Here is a 20,485-nt window from a genome sequence, read left to right as displayed (position 1 = left end):
TACTATTTTTATAAAAAATTCCAACCAATGAACATTAAAATAGCCATAGTTGACGACAACAAATTTTTAATAAATGCAGTAAAAGAAAAGCTGTCTTTTTTTGAGGACTTGAGTTTTAAATTTTCAGCAATGAATGGTTCTGATTTATTGTCTAAATTGGAACACAATCACAATCTTGATTTAATCCTTATGGATATTGAAATGCCAGTGCTTAATGGTATTGAAACTACTGAAATAGTCAAGCAAAAATATCCTCATATAAAAATCATTATGCTTACTGTTTTTGATAATGATGAAAACATTTTTAATGCCATAAAAGCAGGAGCTGATGGCTATTTGCTTAAAGAAATTAATGCCAAAGATTTACATAGTGGTATTCTTGAAACTTTAAATGGAGGCGCAGCCATGAATCCTTCAATAGCATTAAAAACCTTGAAATTACTTCGAAATCCTATGAGTATTGAAAACGAAAAGGATAAAGAAGATATTAAACTTACTGCAAGAGAGACTGAAGTGTTAGAGCACTTGAGCAAAGGATTAAATTACGTGCAAATTGCTGAAAACTTAATTCTTTCAACAGGTACTGTAAGAAAGCATATTGAAAATATTTACAAAAAGCTACAAGTGCATAATAAACTTGAAGCGGTACAAAAAGCAAAGAAAAATAACCTTATTTAATGTTTACACTATCAGGAACTAAAACAGTGTAATCACCATTATTGCGAATAACATCCCTAACAATTGAAGACGAAATAAACGATGTTTTTGCAGCAGTAAGCAAGAAAACAGTTTCAATTTTAGAAAGTTTACGGTTGGTATGTGCTATTGCTTTTTCAAACTCAAAATCAGCAGGATTACGTAAACCACGTAAAATAAATTGAGCATCAATCTTTTTACAGAATTCTATAGTTAAACCTTCATAAGTTACTACAGACACTTTAGGTTCATCTTTAAACGCATTTTCAATAAAGGCTTTACGTTCTTCAAGAGAAAACATATAGTTTTTATCAGCATTAATACCAATAGCTACAACTACTTCATCAAAAAGCTTTACACCACGTTTAATAATATCGTAATGTCCTAAAGTAATTGGGTCAAAAGACCCTGGAAAGATTGCGCGTTTCATAATTCAAATATACTAATCTATTTTCTAATCTACCTTTTTCCACTCGGCTTCAAAGTAATTAACATATTGCTGGAATGGTGAGTTGTCACCCATATATTTTTTAGCTGTAGCTAACCATTTGTCATACTTGGGTTTATTTTTTTGATTTAAAAAAATAGCACACATGTTTATAGCCATTTCAGCTTTTATTGAATTGTCTTTAGCTGATTCTATACCTTCGGAATAAATTTTTTCTGCTTCATCGAATTTGTTCAAATTCATAAAAGCAAATCCTAACTCTTTATATAAAAGTTGGTCTTTGTTTTTTTTAATTGCACTTTCTAAAACAGTTACAGCCTTTTCATATTGACCTGTTGCGTTATAAGCAAAAGCAAGTTCAAAAGCTAAACCAGAATAATCAGGATCAATCTTATATGCTTTAAGTAAAGGTTCAAGAGCTTCTTTACTTGCTCCTACATGATTGTAATGGTATCCAATATCTTTTAAATATTCTAATGAGCTTTCATCTGATTTGTAAATCTTTAACCACTCAGGAGTTTTTGGTAGGTTCAATTGTTTTATTTGGTTTTCAGTTAACTCAGCAACTAGCTTTGTGTTAGGTTCTAATCTATAAGTCATTAATGTAGTTTCAGGTTTGCCATCTGAAGCAATTAATTTTTGACCATCAATTTTAAATGTGTTTTCAAACCTAAATGAAAATCCAGCCATTTGGTCAATATAAATAAATCCAAATGAGTATAGTGAGTCTTTTTCAGATTTCGGAAAAGCAACCCATTTATCAACTGCTTGATAGTATTTTTTATCAAAATTGAGTGTTAATACTTCACTTTGAGAAATTCCTAAAAATGGAATTAATAAAAAGAAAATTGATAGACGAGTTATTGTTTTCATGACTTGTGTTTTAGTTGATTATTTCAAAGCCTCTTCAATAGCATTTTCAAAAAGAGCGCTTAAGCTTATTCCTGCTGTTGCAGCTTGCTGAGGTAATATGCTGGCTTTAGTTAAACCAGGTACTGTGTTAACTTCTAAAAGATGAGGTTCTCCATCTTTAAAAATATATTCGCTTCGGCTAAACCCTTTTAGCTTCAAAATGGTATACACCTGTTTAGCAACAGTGTTTACCTTTTCTTCTTGTGTTTTGCTTAATCTTGCAGGAGTTATTTCTTGCGATTCACCCAAATATTTTGCTTTGTAATCAAAAAAATCATTGTTGCTCACAATTTCGGTAATAGGTAAAACGGTTACTTCTCCTTTGTAAGTAATCACACCAACCGAAACTTCAGTACCATCTAAAAACGACTCAATAATCACTTCGTCATCTTCTTTAAAAGCGACATCAAGAGCGTTTTTTATATCTTCTTTGTTATAGACTTTAGTGATTCCAAAACTACTACCAGCTTTATTAGCTTTTACAAAACAAGGTAAACCAACTTTGTTGACAATGTCATTTTCGTTAACTGCATCTCCTTGGTTGAGGTAATAGGAGGTTGCGGTTTTAATTCCGTAAGGTTTTAAGGTGCTTAAACAGTCACGTTTGTTAAATGTTAATGCGGCTTGATACATACCACAACTAGTATGCGGAATGTTTAACAGCTCAAGATACCCTTGCATGTAGCCATCTTCACCAGGAGTGCCATGAATAGCATTGAATACACAATCAAAAGTTATTTTCTTGTCTTCAAGAGTAATCGAAAAGTCATTTCTGTCAATAGGAAATTCTACATCATTGTCATTAACATAAACCCATTTGTGCTTAAAAATATGTATTCTGTAAGCGTTGTATTTTGAAGTGTCTAGAGTTTCATAAACCACTTGACCGCTTTTTAAGGATATTTCATACTCGCTAGAATATCCTCCCATTATAATGGCAATATTTTTTTTCATATAAAGTCCTGTGTTCACAGGAATTGCTGTTAATTAATAATCACTCGATAATCCGAAACAAACAATAAAACGTAACTAATAATAGTTAAGCTAAAATAGCACATTAAAGCAAAAGAAAAAACCTTTGAGTTTTTATATATTTGTCATAATCTAATTTCCATTTATGAGTTTAGTAAAGTTTCTTACCAGTAAAGCATTTTTAAAACAAATTGCACTGGCTATCGTTGCTCTTGTAGTATTATCGTTTTTAATATTACAATGGCTGAAAAGTTACACCAACCATGGTGAGTTTGTAGAAGTGCCAGATTTAAAAGGTAAGACTTTAGAAACCGTTCAAATAGAATTAGGTGATAATGACTTGCAAATGGAAATTCAGGATTCGGCTAACTACAATCCTAATTATCCTAAATATTCAGTTATTGAGCAATATCCTTTAGCAGGAACTCAGGTTAAAGAAAACCGAAAAATCTATCTTATTTTAAATCCATCAGGTTATCGTAAGGTTGCAGTCCCAAATATTGTAAGACGTACGTTTAGACAAGCCAAACCAACTCTAGAAGCATTAGGGTTTGAAGTAGGAAAAATCACTTATGTTGACGACCTTGGTAAAGATGAGGTGATTGCTGTAAAATATCAAGGAGAAACTCTTAAAGCTGGAGATTTATTACCACTAACCACAAAAATTGATTTGGTTTTAGGTAATGGTAACCGATCAAACTAAACATGGCAGATCACGATACTTCAATAGACGACAATGATGATGAGTTGTACGAACATTATTCGTTTACCGCTGAAAAAGGTCAGCAACCACTTCGTATAGATAAATATTTAATGAATTTTATTGAAAACGCAACACGCAATAAAATTCAAACTGCTGCAAAAAACGGAAGTATTTACGTTAATGATACTCCTGTAAAGCAAAATTACAAGGTAAAACCATTTGATAAAATTAGAGTGCTTTTTGAGCATCCTCCTTATGAGTATTTGTTAACGCCTGAGAATATTCCGTTGGATATTGTTTATGAAGACGACGAGCTTTTGGTAGTTAATAAACCTGCAGGAATGGTTGTGCATCCTGGTCATGGTAACTATTCAGGGACTTTAATAAACGCTTTAACCTTTCATTTTGATAACTTACCAAACAATTCTAGTAATCGTCCTGGATTAGTGCATCGTATCGATAAAGATACTAGCGGACTTCTAGTGGTTGCAAAAACTGAAGAGGCTATGACGCATTTGTCTAAGCAGTTTTTTGATAAAACCAGTGAGCGCGAATATGTGGCTTTGGTTTGGGGAAATGTTGAAGAAGATTCAGGTACTGTAGAAGGCAATATTGGTCGTCATCCAAAAAATAGATTGCAAAATACCGTTTTTGAAGGTGACGATGCCGATAAAGGCAAGCCAGCAGTAACCCATTACAAAGTAATTGAGCGTTTAGGTTATGTAACTTTAGTGTCTTGTAAGTTAGAAACTGGACGTACGCACCAAATTCGAGTACACATGAAGCACATTGGGCATACACTGTTTAATGACGAACGTTATGGTGGTGAAAAAATACTAAAAGGAACAACCTTCAATAAGTACAAGCAGTTTGTTGAAAACTGTTTTAAAGTATTGCCACGACAAGCGCTACATGCTAAAACACTTGGGTTTGAGCATCCTAAAACTGGAGAGTTTTTACGTTTTAATACCGAAATTCCTGAAGACATGCAGCAGTGTGTTGAAAAATGGCGTAACTACTCCAAGCATCAAGAATTATAATAACCAATAATTTAGCACAGTATGACTTTTAAAAGTTTGGTTCCAATGCTTTATACTGAGCAAATTGAAGAAACCATTTCGTTTTACACTACGCATTTAGGGTTTACTTGTGGTGAAAAAAATGACGATTGGAATTGGGCTTCCATACATAGAGATGAAGTTGAGTTTATGTTGGCAAAACCCAATGCACATATTTCCTTTACTAAACCACAGTTTACGGGTTCATTTTATATAAAAGTAGATGATGTAGATGCGCTTTGGCATCAACTTAAGGATAAAGTAACCCTTTGCTATCCAATAGAAAATTTTGAATGGAATATGCGAGAGTTTGCCATCTATGATAACAATGGCTATGTCATTCAGATAGGAGAGGAGTTATCATAATTTTTCTCAATAGTTTTATTGAAAAGAATAAAACCTAAAGTTGATTTTATAGCTAGGTAATTGTAACTTTGAAAAAGAACTATTGTTTAACTTTTAAAGAGATTCCTGCTTTCGCAGGAAATGATTATGAAACTCGTTTTATCACCAGCAAAATCTTTAGATTACGAAAGTAAACTTCCCACAACAAAAACTACTGAAGCTTGTTTTTTAAACGAAGCTGAACGCCTCAATAAATTGCTTAAAAAGAAGTCGGCTAAAAGTTTGTCAAAGCTTATGAATATCTCTGATAATCTTGGGCAATTAAACTACGAGCGTAATCAAGACTGGAGCTTGCCATTTACCAAAGATAATGCAAGACAAGCTGTGTATGCTTTTAGTGGTGATGTGTATAGAGGCTTAGACGCTTATACTATTGAAAGTAGTAAGTTAGATACTTTAGAAGACACAGTTCGCATTATTTCTGGACTCTATGGTGTTTTAAAACCATTGGATTTAATTCAACCTTACCGTTTAGAAATGGGAACTAAATTTCCAGTAGGAAAAAACAAAAACTTATACGAGTTCTGGAAAAAGAAAGTTACTCAAGCACTCAATGACGAGCTGCAAGACGATGAGGTGTTCTTAAATTTAGCGAGTAACGAGTATTTTAAAGCTATTGACACCAAAGCATTAAAGGTTCCTGTAATTACTGCCAGTTTTAAGGATTTAAAAAATGGCGAATACAAAACCATCATGACCTTTGCTAAACTTGCCAGAGGTTATATGACACGATATATTGTAGATACCAATGCCAAAACCATTGACGACCTTAAAGGATTTAACTATGAAGGTTATGGCTTTAGCGAAAGCATGTCTACTAAAAACGAATTGGTATTTATAAGATAATCAGGCCTTAGCTTTTTTGTCAATATTTATTTTTTGCTCAGTAGTTGGACGTTTTTTTATTTTTTGGCGTCTAACACCTGAAGACCCTCTGTGTATTTTTCCGCGTCGTGTTTTTTTATCACCTTTTCCCATGTTTATTATTATTGGTTACTACAGTAAAATACAAATTTTTTATACTTTAGTCAAGCAATCGATAATCCTCTCAATTCTATATGGTTTACTATTTAATATTGGCTATTCAATTTTTTTGTGTGTATCACGTTTTCAAACATAAAAATGAATATTACTGGGTGTTTCTTATCATTTTTGTTCCAGTAATAGGTTGTGCAGTTTATTTAATTAGTAATGTTTATAATAAAAGAGATGCCGAAAAAGTAGCTAGTGATATTACGTCTATTATCAACCCAACAAAAAAAGTTAGGGATTTAGAAAGCAAACTTCAATTTTCTGATACTTATCAAAATAGATTAAATTTAGCTGATGCTTATTTTGAAATATCTGATTACTCAAATGCTAGTCTACATTATGAACAGTTGCTTGAAGATAAATCGCAAAGCAACATATTTGTAAAAAAGAAGCTGTTAGAAAGTTATTACTACGCACAAGAGTATGAAAAAGCAATTGAGATTGCTGAAACAATAAAAGACCACCAAGAGTTTGTTAATACCATTTCGCAATTTACTTACGGATTATGCCTTGAAAAGCTTAACAGAATTGATGAAGCTGAAACCAATATGAAAGTAATAAACCAGCGTTATTCCCATTACAACGAGCGCTTGGTATTGGCTGAATTTTTATTGAGTCAACAAAAAAATGATGCTGCTTACGATATTTTAAATGATATTAACGCAGAGTCACAACATATGACCAAACCTAACCGAAGAATTTACAGGGCAACCATAAATAAAGTTAAGGACTATTTAAGCAAAGCATAGTTGTTTTTTCATAAACATCCATACCAACCTTTTATTCAAAATGACACTACAAAGTTAATTGTAGGCACATTACCACCACCAAGATTTTCAACAGGTGAGTTGCTAGAAAAAGATGTAGACTTTTGTTATGGCAGCTATTACAATAGCTTGTGGTTGTTTATTGATAAAATCCATAATTTGAATTTACGATACGACAATTCACAAGAGGCTATTGAAGAACGTAAACGCTTTTTAATACAGCATAAAATAGGTGTTTGTGATATTGTTGAAAGTGCAGAACGAAAGAAGATTGATGCTTCCGATTTGGGAATGACTAACATTGTGTTGCGAGATCTTATTGGTTACATTAAGCAATACCCAACTATTGATACCTTACTGTTTACAGGTGGGAACAGTAAAAATGGACCAGAATATTTTTTTAGAAAACACATTAAAGACTATAATATTAAGTTGAAAGTGGTGTCTAACGAAGTTCCAAGAATACACGAGTTTGTTATTCCGATAGAAGGGAAGAAACCTACTGAAGCTACTCGAAAAATAAAAACCGTATCCTTGACTTCTGGGTCAGGAGCAGCAAATATTTCGATAAGTAGATTGCCATTGTATAAACAGTTAAAAGCTAAAAATCCTGATTTTAATACTTTTGATTTTAGGGTTATGCAGTATAGTGAGTTTTTTTAGGGAGTCTTTTTTAACTTGGGTTTTACAAGTCTAATTATACTTGGTATGATTGCTAAAATTGCACTTAATCCAATTATTAAGTCATAATTAATTCCGTTCCAATGTATTCTTACAATTCCATTATCGCAAGCAGTACATTCAATAACTTTTAAATTGGCATTAATTGCTGAAATCACGAAAAGAGATATTCCAAAAATTAATAGTAAGATAACTGTATTTTTAATAACCTGTTTTAGTTTAAGATTTAGGTTAGAAAACAAAAATAGCATTAAAGTAAAACTAAGTATATATTTAAATATACCTCCAATTGAAAAGTAAATATTTTTCCCTCTAAATTGAATTTTGTTTGAAGTAGTAAATTTGAAAATATCTTGAATTGTTTCTCTAAAAAATGATTCAAAATAAACTCCTATGCTTATTCCGATAATGTAAGCTAAAACTCCTAATAGTACTTTTTTTATCAATTTAAATGAGCATTATTTTAAATATTCTATCAATACATCTAGTTCGTCTTCAGTATAATTAAATTTATGTATTGTTCCATTGTTTCCCCACATTTCTTTTAATTCTAAAGCATACTTGTCTTTTGCTTTTAGCAAAGAGTCTTGCTTGGTTAAATATAATTTTAAATAACTAATTCCAACATGTTCTACTACTCCATCAAGCATGTTATCTTTCATTCCTTTAAGAACATGACATTTTCTGCAATCCTCCATGAATATAGATTCGCCTAGTTTAAACTCAGGTGAAGTTTGTTTTATTTTAACCACTGCTTGTTTATCATCATTAATTATGGAATCAAATTCAGTAATTCCATTCTTTTTAATTACAAAAATGAAAACACCAATAGATAAAGCTAAAACGACACATGATGCAGTTATAATTTTAAGTATTAGTTTTCTGGGATTGTTCATTTATTATAATTCAATCAGCATTTATATATTCATAAAGTCCAATTAATTCTGTTTGAGTTATTGAGTTGGCCCAAAAGCTTCTGTGATAATCAACTCCTAATTCTCTTATTTTAGAACTATCAATTTTTTGTTTGTTTAAGGTCATCCAATTCCAGAGTAAAGTAGAGTCTGTTTTTGCTAATGCAGGTCCAGTCATATTTCTGTTTAGTTTATGGCAAGCTGCACAATTTGCATTAAAAATTTGTTTTCCAATTTGCGCATTTTCAGTTAATTTTAGTGAAACAGTTCCACAAATTAATTGAGGTGTTTTAGTTCCGCAACCAGCAGTTTTTGGTATGCTAAAACTGTATAAGAAAAAAGAAATTACAATTGTTAACATCAAAAGTCCACTTGAAATTTTCAAAATTTGATTGATCAAATCTTTCATGGAATTTGATTTAAATTATAGTTGTTTAAAGTTACGAAAAACTATTTGTTTTAGCTTGAATTTACTGTGATTTAATTGTCTTTAGAGATTCTTTTTCTAATCAGTAAAAAAGTCATAATTAAAATAATACTTACTCCAATAACTAATAAGCCATACTTGAATAACCCTGTAATAAAAAAGGTTGCAAACCCTTTGTAGCGACCTCTTTTAGAATACTCAACAAGTTCAGGTATTAGGTCAGAGTTCTCTAATAAGAAATAGCAAATCATACATATTATACCAATTATGTAATGCCTTACTATTTTAAAGTTTCTCTTGTTCATTAGTTTGTAGAATATAAATACTGTCTTGTTTTAATTAAAGGTTGTAATTAAGATTAATATAGAAGTTTAGAGACAGCTACAGCTAGTTATACATGTTGTTGTATTAGTGTTTTCAGGTTATTTAAAATTTCAATTTCAGAGGTTTCCAAAAGTTTTGTTGGTAAATAAATCCCTTGTTTTGAGTTTGTTTTCAGTACAAAATATGTTTTTCTTTCCTGAACTGTTTTTAATTTCGAGTAATCCAATTCAGATTTACTTTTTTCTGACTGTATAATTATTTTTTTAGGTTGAATTTTGTATTCGAGGTCAAAATTTTTAAACCAAGCATCTTGTGTAAGGACTAGAATTAAAGGCTTTAACAAATAGTAAATTCCGAAAAATATCATAAATCCAGAGTAACCAATTCCAGATTTTGTAATCCCGTTGAAATATAGATTTAGGCCCATTATTAAAATCAATGGTCCACCAAGAATTCTTAAGATTGAGAAAAATACTCCATATCCGAAATAATATTCGTTTAGGAATATTTTTATTTTTTCTACTAGTGATATTTTAATCTTTTGCAAGGTGTTATTGTTCATTAATTAAGTCACGAAGAACACATGCGTTCTCATAATCTTCATTGACAACTGCTAATTCAAGTAGATTGTGTAGTTCAACTTTGTCATTCGGCAGATTATGAAATACAAGAGTCATTTTTGTTCCAGGATTGTAGTCAGACATAGTTACTTTAATCTCATTTTCTGAATAACCTTTAATTCCGATTTGTTTAGTGTCTAGTCGAAAAATTTTATTTGAATAAGATATGTGCCAATCCACAGATTCTTGCCCAAAAGAATCCAAGAATTTTTTACATTCAGAACATTTATTTGCGTGATGAAGAAAATTAAATTTATTCATTTCAATAATGACATAAGGCTTTTCTTCATAATCTCTTGGGGTGAATTGAATCCAATCAGCACTTTCGTCAATTAGAATTTCTGAATTTAGTGTTTTGTTAAAAATCTTTATCATGAAAATGTTTTACTTCAAATTAATGCCAACTAGTTTATAATAGCTAAATATATAAAAACCTATTATTTATATCTTAAATAATAGGTTATATCTAGTTGTTTTTTGTGGGTATATAACCAAGTTACTTTACAGTGAAGTTTTAAATAGTATATCTTATTGCTAATTATTTTGTTTTAATTTCATTTTAGCAATTCTAACCAAATGCTGTTTAATAGGGTTTTTCATATTAGCCATACAATAGTCAAAAAGACTTTTGTTGGTATTTATTAAAGTTTCATAAGCAATAAAATTATCTACATAGTAGATTTCTTCTAAAACAGCTAAAAATTTAGGAAATAGTTTGGTGCCTTCAGGATAGTGATTTTTTAACACTACACCCAAATCGGTAATGTGTTGTGCAGCAGCACTAGGGTCAACACTGTAGGCTTCAAGATAGCCTTGGGCAAAAGAGGTTAACCCATAGTTGCTATAGTCTTTTTTAGGGTAAGTTATTTTTGTTGTATTGGTTTTACTGGTGTCGTTAGTAGTGTTGCTAGCAGTTGTAGTACTTGTTGTATTGGAGGTGGTTGGTGTGCTATTGGTAGTAGTAGTGCTTTTTAGTACATCGGTAGAAGGGTTAAACAAACGCGCTTTGTAAACATGCTTTTCTAGAGCCTTATCATACTCTGGAAATACATAGGTTGTAGCACCATCTACCGAAACCACTAAGTTAAGCGATGTGGTGTTACCTAAAGTGCCAACCATAGCGTATTTACCACGTACATACTCGCCATTTTCAAAAAGGTATACGTTCTTTTTATCTTCTGCTGGCATATACCACAAATCGTTAATCGCTGTACCAGGAACAGCGACTACTTTTTCGTTGGTAACCGTAGGCATATTTAAAAAAGCATAGGCCTTATTTGCGGTTTTATTTGTGCCTATAAAAGCACCAAGGCCTTTAATATAGTTTATAAAGTTCCAGTCTTTTAATTCGCCTTCGTCACCTCGTTCTAGAGCTTTTACTTTAAGACCGTTAAACAAGAGTACATTTTCGGCACCTGTACTTAGTATTTCTACCGGAATTTTCTGATCTTTTTTGTATGTGCCTAGATAGGCATTGCGAGCAATGTAATAGGTTTTTGAAAGGGGATCGTAAAACACAAAATCATTTATGAATCTTGAAAACAGCATTTTCTTAAACTCTTTTCCATTAATAAAAACTATCGGAACAAGACGTGCATTGGCAACAGCTCCGTTGGTAAGGTCTGTCATTTGTACCGTTAGAGCTTGTAAACCCTTTTCATATTCGTTATGGTAAATAATGCTTCTGGTAGATGGAGGTGCTACTTTACCGTCAAATTTATTTCGAAGCGGTTGTTTTGTTTCGGCATCTAGTATCGTGCGAACTATCCAATTACCTTGCGCATCATACTCATACGTATATATAGTGGCAGGAAATCCTTGGGTGTGTGCATATACTTCGAGGCCATTTTTGTAGCGTATTTCTCGTACTACAATTTCTCCATCTTTGTGTGTGCGTATTTCGTTTACGGTACACTTAGTGCCATCTTGTGTATAGGAGTATGTTATAGTACTAATATTATTTTTAGGATTGGTATACGTGGTTTTTACGACTCTGTTTTTTGAGTCGTACTCAAAGACTCGGTAGGGACTGTTATCTTGTTTTTCTTCAAGTAGTTTGCCTTTGTTATCATATACATATTGATAGGTGCTATATCTATCTTTAAAGTAAACAACCCTCCCTTGGTTATCACGACGTATTTCAAATTCAGCATTATAAGGAAACCATTGCCCATCTTTGGTGTAGTAATCTGATATGCTTTCTTGAAAAACAGCACCTTTTAAGTTTTGATATTGCAAACTGCTTCCTCTAGGTATAGGGTTTTTAGGCGCATGAATCCAGTCAACATGTTGGGCAAAACCTGAATAGGTAGTTAATGTAATGACTAAAAGTAGTAATGATAGTTTGGTGTTGAAATTTTTCATCTAGCTGTAAGTTACAGCTACAATGTTATTTCAAAATGAACTATAAAAAAATACGTCAACTGTCGTATTTTTGTTTTGCTTACTACTGTATTTCACTAATCAAAGCTTATAAATAGTACGTGTTGTAAATGTTGTAAGTAGGATTATAACGTTTTTTTGTAGAACTAATGTTGGTGTTTGGGAACTCTAATGAATTTTATCATTAAGGGTTCCTTTATCTCAAGAAGGTTATTATTCAATTTAGTTGAATGCTAATAGGAAACCAATTGATATAAGTAAGAGCGAAGTGAATTTATTATTAATCTAAAAGTCCGCTATGAAGATGGTCTCCATCCTTAGCATTAGGCTTTACAACTTTTCGATTTCCTAAAAAAATTGACTTTACAGTTTCTATCCCATCCATATCTAAAACTTTAGAGGTGTCTTTTTCCTTTTGGTTTTCTTTATTGTTGTTTTTCATTGTCTGGTTTTTAGTTGTTTGGTAGCGGTTTTTGCTGTGTGAGTACATTCGCCTTTAAACATAAATTTAGCAAAAACACGTTGAATTTTGATGGAAATTTTATGAGCAAAAAATATTGTATTTGTTATTTAACATCATTATTAATTTCTATCCAATATCCATTTGGGTCTTTAAAGTAAATCTGTTTGATTCCATCTTTTCGTACATAAATTGTATTCGGATTGTCTTTCCAATCAAAAAATTCAATATTTAATCTTTTTAGATTAGTAATTAAGGCGTCTAAATTAGATGTAGATAATGCTAAATGTACAGCTTTATTTATTTTTATTTCTGAATTTGGACGAGGAATAAGATGAAGCTGTTTGCCTTCATTTAATGATAGCCATCTCGTTTCAGAATTAGAAGCCGTATTTTCAATTTCTTTAAGTTGAAGCACGTTTTGGTAAAACTGAACAGACTCGTCTACATCTTTTACTGAAAGCGCTATATGATTAAATGAAAAGGTGTGTGTCATTATCTTATTAATTCTTCATTAAGTTGTTAGTAAATGTTTATTACAGATAATTGAAGAATAGTTCAACAAAAACACCAAGGACAACACTTAATATTGCAGTCAAATTAGATAAACGTTTTAATTTGAATGTATTTGCAAAAGCTAGCCATAAACATAACAGAGCGCAAATCGATAAAATTATTGTTCCGTATAAAGGAACTATGCTGTTGAAAAGACCTATTAGATTAAAAAGAGGATCTAACAAAGCAGTAAATCCAAAAAGAGCTAGCGAGAAATTCGTCTTTTTATGTCCTATAAATAAGTAATAACTTGCAATTAAAAGTTCAACACTAATAGCCAAAGGACCAAATTGGTTATAGTATTCTTTTTTAAAATATGCCTCAAACCCTTGAGGAAATTCAATCTTTAATATAAAGGCAACACTTAAAATAACTCCAACAATCAAAAGTAATAATGCAATAATTTTTCTTTTTTTCATAAGGTCTTTCTAAATGTTTTACAACGGTTTTGGCTATGATAGTTATGTAATTTAGCAAATAAAAATGAATGGAAAATCAGAAACAATGAACTATAACGTTGTTACCCAGTGTTTTTTATCATTTCGTTTATTCTTTTTTCTGCTTCATTTTTTGTAATTCCATTATAATAATCTGTAACAAATGGATGGTCAAAATCCTGATGAGGAAAAATTTCAGGTCTGTTATTTCCAGTTTTGGTCATTACATCACAAGGAATTGACATTGTATCTCCATATTCGGGAATATTACTGCATAACCAACCAAAATATCCAGTTTCGTGGTTTTTATTGTCAAAATTGGATTTATAGTCTGAATAATTTTTTTCACTCAAAGAAACCCAAAGTCCATAGTCCAAGTTTTCACAATTATCATTGACTTTTTGAATCAGCGTAACTCTAATAAATCGGTCAATTTGGTCTTCGTAATGAATTTCACAAAAGTCAGAATCCAATTTTCCAAGTTCAGTTTTTTCTTTATCTGATAAAATGTCGTAGTTCGCAGGTGATTTAAAAGTCAAAGCAGGCCATTCCAAATGGACTTTTCCACATTTAGAGCATTTAAATTCTGTTGTTTTATTTTTCTTTCTTTTCCAGAACATTTAGTGTTATTTAAGCATCAAATTCCACATAATGTATTAACCGATCGCATTTTTTTTCAAGAGTAGGATATTGTGATGATACATCTTCCAAAAATTCTTTAATTAAGAATGCTTCCATGAAATATTCGAACCCAGGACATTTCTTTTCTGTGACTTCAAAAGTTTTCCATTCTAACTCTTCTTCAGTTAAATTCAGGATGGTAACTTCTGAATTGGGAAGAAACTGACCACCAATTCTGTTAACATAAAGTACAGATTCTTCATCAATTTTATCAATATTTTGTAAATACTCTATTAGTTTCATCAAATGTTGGGTAACTTGTTGGCTACAGTTTTTTTAATATTTATGATAATACTTTCTCATTATTATCTCATAGTTTCTTTCAGCTCCAAGTTCTTTTGCTTTTAGAAAGTCTTTGTGAGCTAATTCCTTTTTTCCTTTTTTTAAATATATAAATCCTCTGGTCAAATATGTTCCAGCAAAGTCAGCTTTTAATTCCTCCGTTTTGTTCAGAAATGGCATTGCTTTTCTAAATTGAGCGAACTTAAAATAAGATAAACCTGTGTTGTATTGTACTTTCCACTGATTTGGGTAGACTTTTGAAATTTTTCTAAATAGTAATAAGGCTTTAAGATGATTTTTATTTCTCAAGTAGCTGTATGCTAAATTAGCTTTAATAGCATTTTCTTGGTCAGTATCTTTTAATGCAATTTTAAAATCCTTAATCGCATCTTTGTGTTTTTCGAGTGATGCATTTGCAAGTCCTCTGATAATATGAATTTCAGTAAATTCTTCATTATTGCGTTTAAGGAACTCATTACATAAATCCAACGATTTTTGATATTTGTTAGTATAAAATTGGTTGATGGCAGAAATAAAAAGACTGATTTTTAATTCATAATTCTCCAAATCTTCTTTGTCAATGCTGTCAACAATATCTTGGGACTTATAAAATTCTTTAGCGGATGAATGAATCATTGCTTTAAATAAATGGACAAATTGAATTTCCGAATTCCATTCAATAAATTCATTACACTTTTCAATCGCAGAGTCAAAATCTCTAAATTCCCATAATTCAAGTGCCTTTTGAATTAACTGATTCATAAAATCAGAAAAATTCTCTTTCATTGAAGCGTGTTCCAACGCATCAAAAGCTAATTTCATTATGTTAACATTTGCGAGCATTTTTCAAATTGTAGCCAACGGTTTTGTATATGATTTCTTTGCTTGTTTCTGCAACTAATTTAATAAAAAATAATGGGCAATAATTCAGCGAGAGGATTTTCAGAAGTAGGCGAGAACATGCAATTACTTATAGCCATTGTTAGCGGTAGTTGTTATTATCTTAATCCTAATCTTACTTCTTCAATTATTTCCATAATTCGTTCACTATTTGGTGGTGGTGGAAATGTCAATTCTAAATTAATGTCTCCTCCTTTTGCCAAATTTTCAGGGGAAAATGTTCGGTCAAGTTTTTCTGGAAATTGATTTATTGTATCAATTATAACTTTAGACCAGCCTTTCATCAATTCGGTAGCTTCTTTAAGTTCATCAGGTGGAATTAAACCTTGCAGTTCATATTCCCAAGCAAGAAGTTCTTTGCAAACGGAATCTATCTTATCGACTGCTGATTTAATCTCAAAAACATTACCAGCAACTCCTGGTTCTCCATACGCTTTTATCAATTCTACTTCAAATGCCTTTTTGAAAATTGAAATTAACCTAATGAAATCTTGTGCAGAATTACTAAACCATTCACAAAACTCATCAATGTCATAAGATTTTGATTTTTGAAAAACTAAACCTTTCTCCAGTTCTTCATAATTTCTATTTATTTCTTTTAATCGAGATTTTAGTAGTTCAGAGGATAGAAAAAACTCCCAACAATCAGCTTTTTCTAAAGCTATTTTTTTTACTTTATCGTTCTCGTTTTCCAAGTCCAATAAGTTTTCGAGAACAAAACCTTTTAGTTTTTTTCGAACTTGATTACAAAATGGACCTAAAGCTGCTTTTAAATTACCGTCTTCTCTCGAATCATTATATTTTCCAGGTGTAACTCCGATTAAATCTGTTGGTAAGTGAAAATCTTTAGTTGAGTCTGGTAGAACAAAGAATACCCTTTTTTTACCAAGTTTTCCAATAAAAAGACCCAATTCAAAAATGACATTATCACGAACAGTATTCAGCTTTTTATTTCGCATTTCAGTAATATCATCAGGTTTAAAAACAAAAATTCCAAAATCGAAGTTATCGAGAGCTGTAATTAAATCATCTAATGAATTACTTGAAAGTTCAAATATTCCTTGTGTCCAAACAGTAGGATTTGAATCATATTCCAAGTTTTCTTGTATCGTGTATGCTATGTCTAGAGCTTCTGTCGAAGACCCAATAAATATTCTTGGTTTCATTTTTTTTTCTAATTACCGCTAACTAGTTTATAATAACTAAATATATAAAAACCTGTTATTTATATGCTAAATAGTACTAGTTTTAGTTGAGTTGTTTCCTATTTGGTGCAAAAACCGTATTGTTATAGTTGTACCAATTTAGGATAAAAACAGCAAGTATTTTTTTAAGAGCCTAATTGTCTTAAGCCTTCATAAACCACCACGCTTACTGCATTGGCTAGGTTTAAACTGCGTATGTGCTTGCTGTACAATGGAATTTTAAATAGTGTGTCTTCATTGTTTTGGGTGATGTGTTTAGGGAGTCCAACAGATTCTTTTCCAAAAACCAAAAACAAGTTGTCTTTAAAAGGAATATCCCAATGGTGTTGAGTGCCATGACTGGACAAATACACCATGTTTGCAGTTTTGTTTTTAGTGAAAAAAGCGTCAATATCGTTATAATAAACAATATCCAAGTGTTGCCAGTAGTCTAATCCTGCACGTTTTAATCGGCTGTCATCTATTTCAAAACCAAAAGGTTTTACCAAGTGCAATGTAGAGCCAGTAGCTAATGCTAACCTGCCAATATTACCTGTGTTGTTTGGAATTTCGGGTTCTATAAGTACAATATTTAAAGGCATTAAAATGATTTTTTTTGAACTGTATAAATATAAAATAACCTATTCTTAATCGAATAGGCTATTTGTACTTTTTATAAAAAACTACAGCAATTAGTTCTTGTTTTGTTGTTTCTTTATAGTGCTTTCATCAATATCAAACTGGTTGGTGTTTTGGTTAACGTTACCAGTTGGATTTAATGGATTGCTTTGTTTTTTCTTTGGTTTAAATTTTCTTTTGTCTTCAATAATTCCCATAATTCATTTGATGTTTTATCGTTCATCATTAATATAAGAAATTGAAGCCAAAATTCTATTAAAATTATCTTAAAATCAGCTAATTATAGATTTTGTAAAGTTAGGAATCGTGCTAATGCTGTTTTGGTTTAAGTGTTTTATAAACGCACTGCCAATAATAGCGCCTTTAGCATAAGTGGTTGCTTGCATAAATGTTTCAGTATTACTTATACCAAACCCAACAACTTGAGGGTTTTTTAGAGCCATGTCATTAATGCGTTTAAAATAGTTTAATTGCTCCTCGCCAAATCCTGTTTTTGCTCCTGTTGTACTTGCACTACTAACCATATAAATAAATCCATTAGACACCGAATCGATGTAACGAATGCGTTCGTCACTGGTTTGAGGTGTAATTAAAAACACGTTTGTTAGTCCGTATTTTTCAAAAGTGGTCTTGTAATGTTCGTGGTACACATCAACGGGAAGATCTGGTATTATCAATCCGTCAATACCAATTTCATGACATTTCTTACAGAAGTTTTCCACACCATATTGAAGCATTGGATTGAAATAACCCATAATAATTAGTGGAATAGAAACCGTTTTTCTAATATCTTTTAACTGATTAAAAAGTATTTCGGTAGTCATTCCGTTTTTTAACGCTTGGGTAGAACTTGCTTGTATGGTTGGACCATCAGCTAAAGGATCACTAAACGGTAAGCCAATTTCAATCATATCTACACCACTGTTTTCAAGTGATTCAATAATAGAAACTGTATCGTTAAGGCTTGGATATCCTGCTGTAAAATATATGGATAGTAACTTTTTGTCTTCGTTTAGTTTGTGTTGAATTCTATTCATCATTATAAATTAAAATGCTTAATATAGGTTTCTAAATCTTTGTCACCACGACCAGACAAACTCACAACAACAATAGCGTTAGGTTTAAAGGTTTTTTGTTCAAAAACAGCCAAAGCGTGAGAGCTTTCAATAGCAGGAATAATGCCTTCCAGCTTACAAAGTTCTAAACCTGCATTCATTGCTTGGTCGTCTGTTATGGCAATAAACTCAGCACGACCTGAAGCATACAAATGTGCATGCATTGGTCCAACTCCAGGATAATCTAATCCAGCCGAAATAGAATAAGGCTCAGTAATTTGACCATCATTGGTTTGCATAAGTAGGGTTTTACTTCCATGTATAATTCCCATCTTTCCTAATACTGAAGTTGCTGCACTTTCGCCAGAATTTACACCATGACCAGCAGCTTCAACTGCTATAAGATTCACATTTTCATCATCTAAAAAATGATAATAAGCACCAGCAGCATTACTGCCACCACCAACACAAGCAATAACATAATCAGGTGTTTCAGTGCCTTCGTGTGTTTTTAGTTGCGATTTTATTTCCTCTGAAACCACACTTTGAAATCTTGCCACCATATCAGGATAAGGATGTGGACCAACCACACTACCAATAATATAGTGCGTATTTACAGGATTGCTTATCCAGTCTCTTATAGCTTCATTTGTAGCATCTTTTAAGGTTTTGCTTCCTGAAGTTGCAGGAACAACAGTAGCACCAAGCATTTTCATTCTGGCAACATTAGGCGCTTGTCGAGCAATATCAATTTCTCCCATGTACACAATACATTCCAATCCCATTAATGCGCAAACCGTTGCAGTTGCAACACCATGTTGTCCTGCTCCAGTTTCGGCAATAATTCGAGTTTTACCAAGGCGTTTTGCCATAAGAATTTGACCAATAGTATTATTGATTTTATGTGCTCCTGTATGGTTAAGGTCTTCGCGCTTTAGGTAAATTTTAGTATTGTATTTTTCTGAAAGTCGCTTGGCAAAATAGAGTGGAGAAGGACGACCAACGTAGTCTTTTAAAAGCTGATTGAACTCTGCTTTAAAATCGGGTTCGTTCATTACTTTAAGATAGTTTTGTCGTAACTCTTCTACATTTGGATATAGCATCTCAGGTATGAATGCGCCTCCAAATTCTCCGTAATAGCCTTTTTCGTTTACATTATAACTCATAGTTGTTTTTTTGGGGTCATGCTCTGACGCACTCAGAATGACAAATCAGTTTTAAATGTTGCTAGTTTTTCTACATTTTTTAAGCCCGCTTCAATCTCGAACTTGCTATTAACATCAAGCGCATAACAGTATTTAGATTTTGGACTTCGCAGGAATGATTTAATATCTTTGGTTTCGTTTAAACCAATACCACCACTTAAAAAATACGGTTTTTGTGATGGATAATTGCTTAATACTTCCCAGTTGAAGGTGTAACCATTACCTCCTGGTAATTGTCCTTTAGTATCAAAAAGAAAGTAATTGCAAACTGCTTCGTAGGGCTTTAAAACGTCAAAATTAAATTCGTTTTTTATTGAAAATACTTTAATGATTTCAATGGGATTTTTATGTTGTTCTGAAAGCTTAGGAAGGTTTAATGTCTCATTTTTTTTAGTGGATTCCGCATCAAGTGCGGAATGACAAGCTTGCGTTAAGTCTTTGCAATAATTAGCAGATTCATTCCCATGAAGCTGTATAGCGTTAAGCTTATGTGTTTTTACTTTTGATAAAATATAATCTATTTCAGCATCTACAAAAACACCTACTTTTTTAATCGCTTTAGGAAGTTCAGGGATGTTACCATCAAAATATCTTTTGGATTGTTTATAGAAAATAAAACCAAGATAGTCAGGTTGCAAGTTGGCAACTTGAGTAATGTTATCTTGATATTTCATTCCGCATATTTTGAGTTTCATGGTAAATGTCATTCTGAATTTGATTTATCTTTTTGTTGCTTATGATGGATT

General features: G+C 31.8%; 30 protein-coding genes. 7 read left to right on the top strand and 23 right to left on the bottom strand.

The annotated features are described in order from the left end of the window. Positions 1-27 precede the first annotated feature (27 nt). On the top strand, positions 28-678 hold the full coding sequence (locus tag ACQ0RB_RS01150) for a response regulator (RefSeq protein ID WP_430495908.1): 651 nt from the start codon (positions 28-30) through the stop codon (positions 676-678). On the opposite strand, the gene coaD is transcribed toward ACQ0RB_RS01150, so the two are convergent. The 3 genes from coaD to ACQ0RB_RS01135 are packed head-to-tail and all read right to left on the bottom strand — an operon-like array spanning position 671 to position 3,010. Beyond that, entirely contained in the window at positions 671-1,126 is a 456-nt protein-coding gene (gene coaD / locus ACQ0RB_RS01145; RefSeq protein WP_129759157.1) for a pantetheine-phosphate adenylyltransferase, read from the bottom strand. The two genes, ACQ0RB_RS01150 and coaD, sit on opposite strands and share 8 nt — an antisense overlap. Before the next feature lie 24 nt (positions 1,127-1,150). Further along, positions 1,151-2,017, bottom strand: a complete 867-nt coding sequence (locus ACQ0RB_RS01140) for a tetratricopeptide repeat protein (RefSeq protein WP_430495906.1) — start codon at positions 2,015-2,017, stop codon at positions 1,151-1,153. Between the two features lie 18 nt (positions 2,018-2,035). Then, positions 2,036-3,010, bottom strand: coding sequence for a D-alanine--D-alanine ligase (locus ACQ0RB_RS01135; protein ID WP_262732034.1), 975 nt, complete (start codon positions 3,008-3,010; stop codon positions 2,036-2,038). A gap of 163 nt (positions 3,011-3,173) precedes the next feature. On the opposite strand from ACQ0RB_RS01135, the gene ACQ0RB_RS01130 reads away from it, so the two are divergent. From ACQ0RB_RS01130 to yaaA, 4 genes are all read left to right on the top strand, one after another. Then, positions 3,174-3,731 carry a PASTA domain-containing protein gene (locus ACQ0RB_RS01130; protein WP_262732033.1) on the top strand — a complete coding sequence of 186 codons (558 nt, stop codon included), beginning with the start codon at positions 3,174-3,176 and terminating at the stop codon, positions 3,729-3,731. Positions 3,732-3,733: 2 nt separating this feature from the next. Then, positions 3,734-4,771 carry an RluA family pseudouridine synthase gene (locus ACQ0RB_RS01125; protein ID WP_430495903.1) on the top strand — a complete coding sequence of 346 codons (1,038 nt, stop codon included), beginning with the start codon at positions 3,734-3,736 and terminating at the stop codon, positions 4,769-4,771. A 21-nt stretch (positions 4,772-4,792) separates the two neighbouring features. Beyond that, the gene (locus ACQ0RB_RS01120; protein WP_430495901.1) at positions 4,793-5,155 is read left to right on the top strand and encodes a VOC family protein; all 363 of its coding nucleotides are present in this window, start codon (positions 4,793-4,795) and stop codon (positions 5,153-5,155) included. Positions 5,156-5,281: 126 nt separating this feature from the next. Next, a complete protein-coding gene (gene yaaA / locus ACQ0RB_RS01115) occupies positions 5,282-6,040 on the top strand; it encodes a peroxide stress protein YaaA (RefSeq protein ID WP_430495899.1) in 759 nt (252 codons plus the stop codon). Here the strand turns inward: yaaA and ACQ0RB_RS01110 are convergent, their stop codons facing one another. Then, complete coding sequence (locus ACQ0RB_RS01110) at positions 6,041-6,172, bottom strand: 30S ribosomal protein THX (RefSeq protein WP_129759151.1); 132 nt, start codon at positions 6,170-6,172, stop codon at positions 6,041-6,043. Between the two features lie 119 nt (positions 6,173-6,291). On the opposite strand from ACQ0RB_RS01110, the gene ACQ0RB_RS01105 reads away from it, so the two are divergent. Continuing rightward, a complete protein-coding gene (locus tag ACQ0RB_RS01105; RefSeq protein WP_343796433.1) occupies positions 6,292-6,975 on the top strand; it encodes a hypothetical protein in 684 nt (227 codons plus the stop codon). Continuing rightward, positions 6,976-7,656, top strand: a complete 681-nt coding sequence (locus ACQ0RB_RS01100; RefSeq protein ID WP_430495897.1) for a uracil-DNA glycosylase family protein — start codon at positions 6,976-6,978, stop codon at positions 7,654-7,656. Here the strand turns inward: ACQ0RB_RS01100 and ACQ0RB_RS01095 are convergent. The 19 genes from ACQ0RB_RS01095 to ACQ0RB_RS01005 form a co-directional block, all read right to left on the bottom strand. Continuing rightward, positions 7,653-8,120, bottom strand: coding sequence for a hypothetical protein (locus ACQ0RB_RS01095; protein WP_430495895.1), 468 nt, complete (start codon positions 8,118-8,120; stop codon positions 7,653-7,655). The genes ACQ0RB_RS01100 and ACQ0RB_RS01095 overlap by 4 nt on opposite strands. A 12-nt stretch (positions 8,121-8,132) precedes the next feature. After that, the gene (locus ACQ0RB_RS01090) at positions 8,133-8,570 is read right to left on the bottom strand and encodes a c-type cytochrome (protein ID WP_430495893.1); all 438 of its coding nucleotides are present in this window, start codon (positions 8,568-8,570) and stop codon (positions 8,133-8,135) included. Between the two features lie 10 nt (positions 8,571-8,580). After that, positions 8,581-8,997: a c-type cytochrome gene (locus tag ACQ0RB_RS01085; protein ID WP_161566719.1), complete on the bottom strand. Its 417-nt coding sequence runs from the start codon at positions 8,995-8,997 to the stop codon at positions 8,581-8,583. A gap of 71 nt (positions 8,998-9,068) precedes the next feature. Continuing rightward, positions 9,069-9,320 carry a hypothetical protein gene (locus tag ACQ0RB_RS01080; protein ID WP_343796442.1) on the bottom strand — a complete coding sequence of 84 codons (252 nt, stop codon included), beginning with the start codon at positions 9,318-9,320 and terminating at the stop codon, positions 9,069-9,071. A gap of 86 nt (positions 9,321-9,406) precedes the next feature. After that, positions 9,407-9,901, bottom strand: coding sequence for a YcxB family protein (locus ACQ0RB_RS01075; protein WP_430495890.1), 495 nt, complete (start codon positions 9,899-9,901; stop codon positions 9,407-9,409). After that, positions 9,891-10,334 (bottom strand): hypothetical protein, encoded by a 444-nt coding sequence (locus tag ACQ0RB_RS01070; protein ID WP_430495888.1) that lies wholly within the window; start codon positions 10,332-10,334, stop codon positions 9,891-9,893. The genes ACQ0RB_RS01075 and ACQ0RB_RS01070 overlap by 11 nt, the downstream gene beginning before the upstream one ends. 159 nt (positions 10,335-10,493) lie before the next feature. Next, entirely contained in the window at positions 10,494-12,323 is a 1,830-nt protein-coding gene (locus tag ACQ0RB_RS01065; protein WP_430495886.1) for a hypothetical protein, read from the bottom strand. Positions 12,324-12,621: 298 nt separating this feature from the next. Continuing rightward, positions 12,622-12,783 carry a hypothetical protein gene (locus ACQ0RB_RS01060; protein WP_262732026.1) on the bottom strand — a complete coding sequence of 54 codons (162 nt, stop codon included), beginning with the start codon at positions 12,781-12,783 and terminating at the stop codon, positions 12,622-12,624. A gap of 124 nt (positions 12,784-12,907) precedes the next feature. Continuing rightward, on the bottom strand, positions 12,908-13,297 hold the full coding sequence (locus ACQ0RB_RS01055; RefSeq protein WP_430495884.1) for a VOC family protein: 390 nt from the start codon (positions 13,295-13,297) through the stop codon (positions 12,908-12,910). Between the two features lie 40 nt (positions 13,298-13,337). After that, on the bottom strand, positions 13,338-13,775 hold the full coding sequence (locus tag ACQ0RB_RS01050; protein WP_430495883.1) for a hypothetical protein: 438 nt from the start codon (positions 13,773-13,775) through the stop codon (positions 13,338-13,340). 101 nt (positions 13,776-13,876) lie between these two features. Continuing rightward, positions 13,877-14,413, bottom strand: a complete 537-nt coding sequence (locus ACQ0RB_RS01045) for a DUF2199 domain-containing protein (protein ID WP_430495882.1) — start codon at positions 14,411-14,413, stop codon at positions 13,877-13,879. 10 nt (positions 14,414-14,423) lie between these two features. Then, positions 14,424-14,717, bottom strand: a complete 294-nt coding sequence (locus ACQ0RB_RS01040) for a hypothetical protein (protein ID WP_430495881.1) — start codon at positions 14,715-14,717, stop codon at positions 14,424-14,426. 33 nt (positions 14,718-14,750) lie between these two features. Further along, on the bottom strand, positions 14,751-15,578 hold the full coding sequence (locus ACQ0RB_RS01035; protein ID WP_430495880.1) for a tetratricopeptide repeat protein: 828 nt from the start codon (positions 15,576-15,578) through the stop codon (positions 14,751-14,753). Positions 15,579-15,754: 176 nt separating this feature from the next. Continuing rightward, on the bottom strand, positions 15,755-16,822 hold the full coding sequence (locus ACQ0RB_RS01030) for a nucleotide-binding protein (protein WP_430495879.1): 1,068 nt from the start codon (positions 16,820-16,822) through the stop codon (positions 15,755-15,757). A gap of 164 nt (positions 16,823-16,986) precedes the next feature. Continuing rightward, positions 16,987-17,442 carry a tRNA (cytidine(34)-2'-O)-methyltransferase gene (locus ACQ0RB_RS01025; protein ID WP_430495878.1) on the bottom strand — a complete coding sequence of 152 codons (456 nt, stop codon included), beginning with the start codon at positions 17,440-17,442 and terminating at the stop codon, positions 16,987-16,989. 90 nt (positions 17,443-17,532) lie between these two features. Next, a complete protein-coding gene (locus ACQ0RB_RS01020; protein ID WP_430495877.1) occupies positions 17,533-17,676 on the bottom strand; it encodes a hypothetical protein in 144 nt (47 codons plus the stop codon). A 75-nt stretch (positions 17,677-17,751) separates the two neighbouring features. After that, positions 17,752-18,516 (bottom strand): tryptophan synthase subunit alpha, encoded by a 765-nt coding sequence (gene trpA / locus ACQ0RB_RS01015; protein ID WP_430496126.1) that lies wholly within the window; start codon positions 18,514-18,516, stop codon positions 17,752-17,754. Positions 18,517-18,518: 2 nt separating this feature from the next. After that, the gene (trpB, locus tag ACQ0RB_RS01010) at positions 18,519-19,700 is read right to left on the bottom strand and encodes a tryptophan synthase subunit beta (protein ID WP_430495876.1); all 1,182 of its coding nucleotides are present in this window, start codon (positions 19,698-19,700) and stop codon (positions 18,519-18,521) included. A 32-nt stretch (positions 19,701-19,732) separates the two neighbouring features. After that, positions 19,733-20,413, bottom strand: a complete 681-nt coding sequence (locus tag ACQ0RB_RS01005; RefSeq protein WP_430495875.1) for a phosphoribosylanthranilate isomerase — start codon at positions 20,411-20,413, stop codon at positions 19,733-19,735. Positions 20,414-20,485 lie beyond the last annotated feature (72 nt).

It is taken from the genome of Gaetbulibacter sp. PBL-D1 (genome assembly GCF_050509525.1).
In the GTDB taxonomy this organism is placed as follows: domain Bacteria; phylum Bacteroidota; class Bacteroidia; order Flavobacteriales; family Flavobacteriaceae; genus Gaetbulibacter_B; species Gaetbulibacter_B jejuensis.
This window is presented reverse-complemented; position numbering and strand designations above follow the sequence as displayed.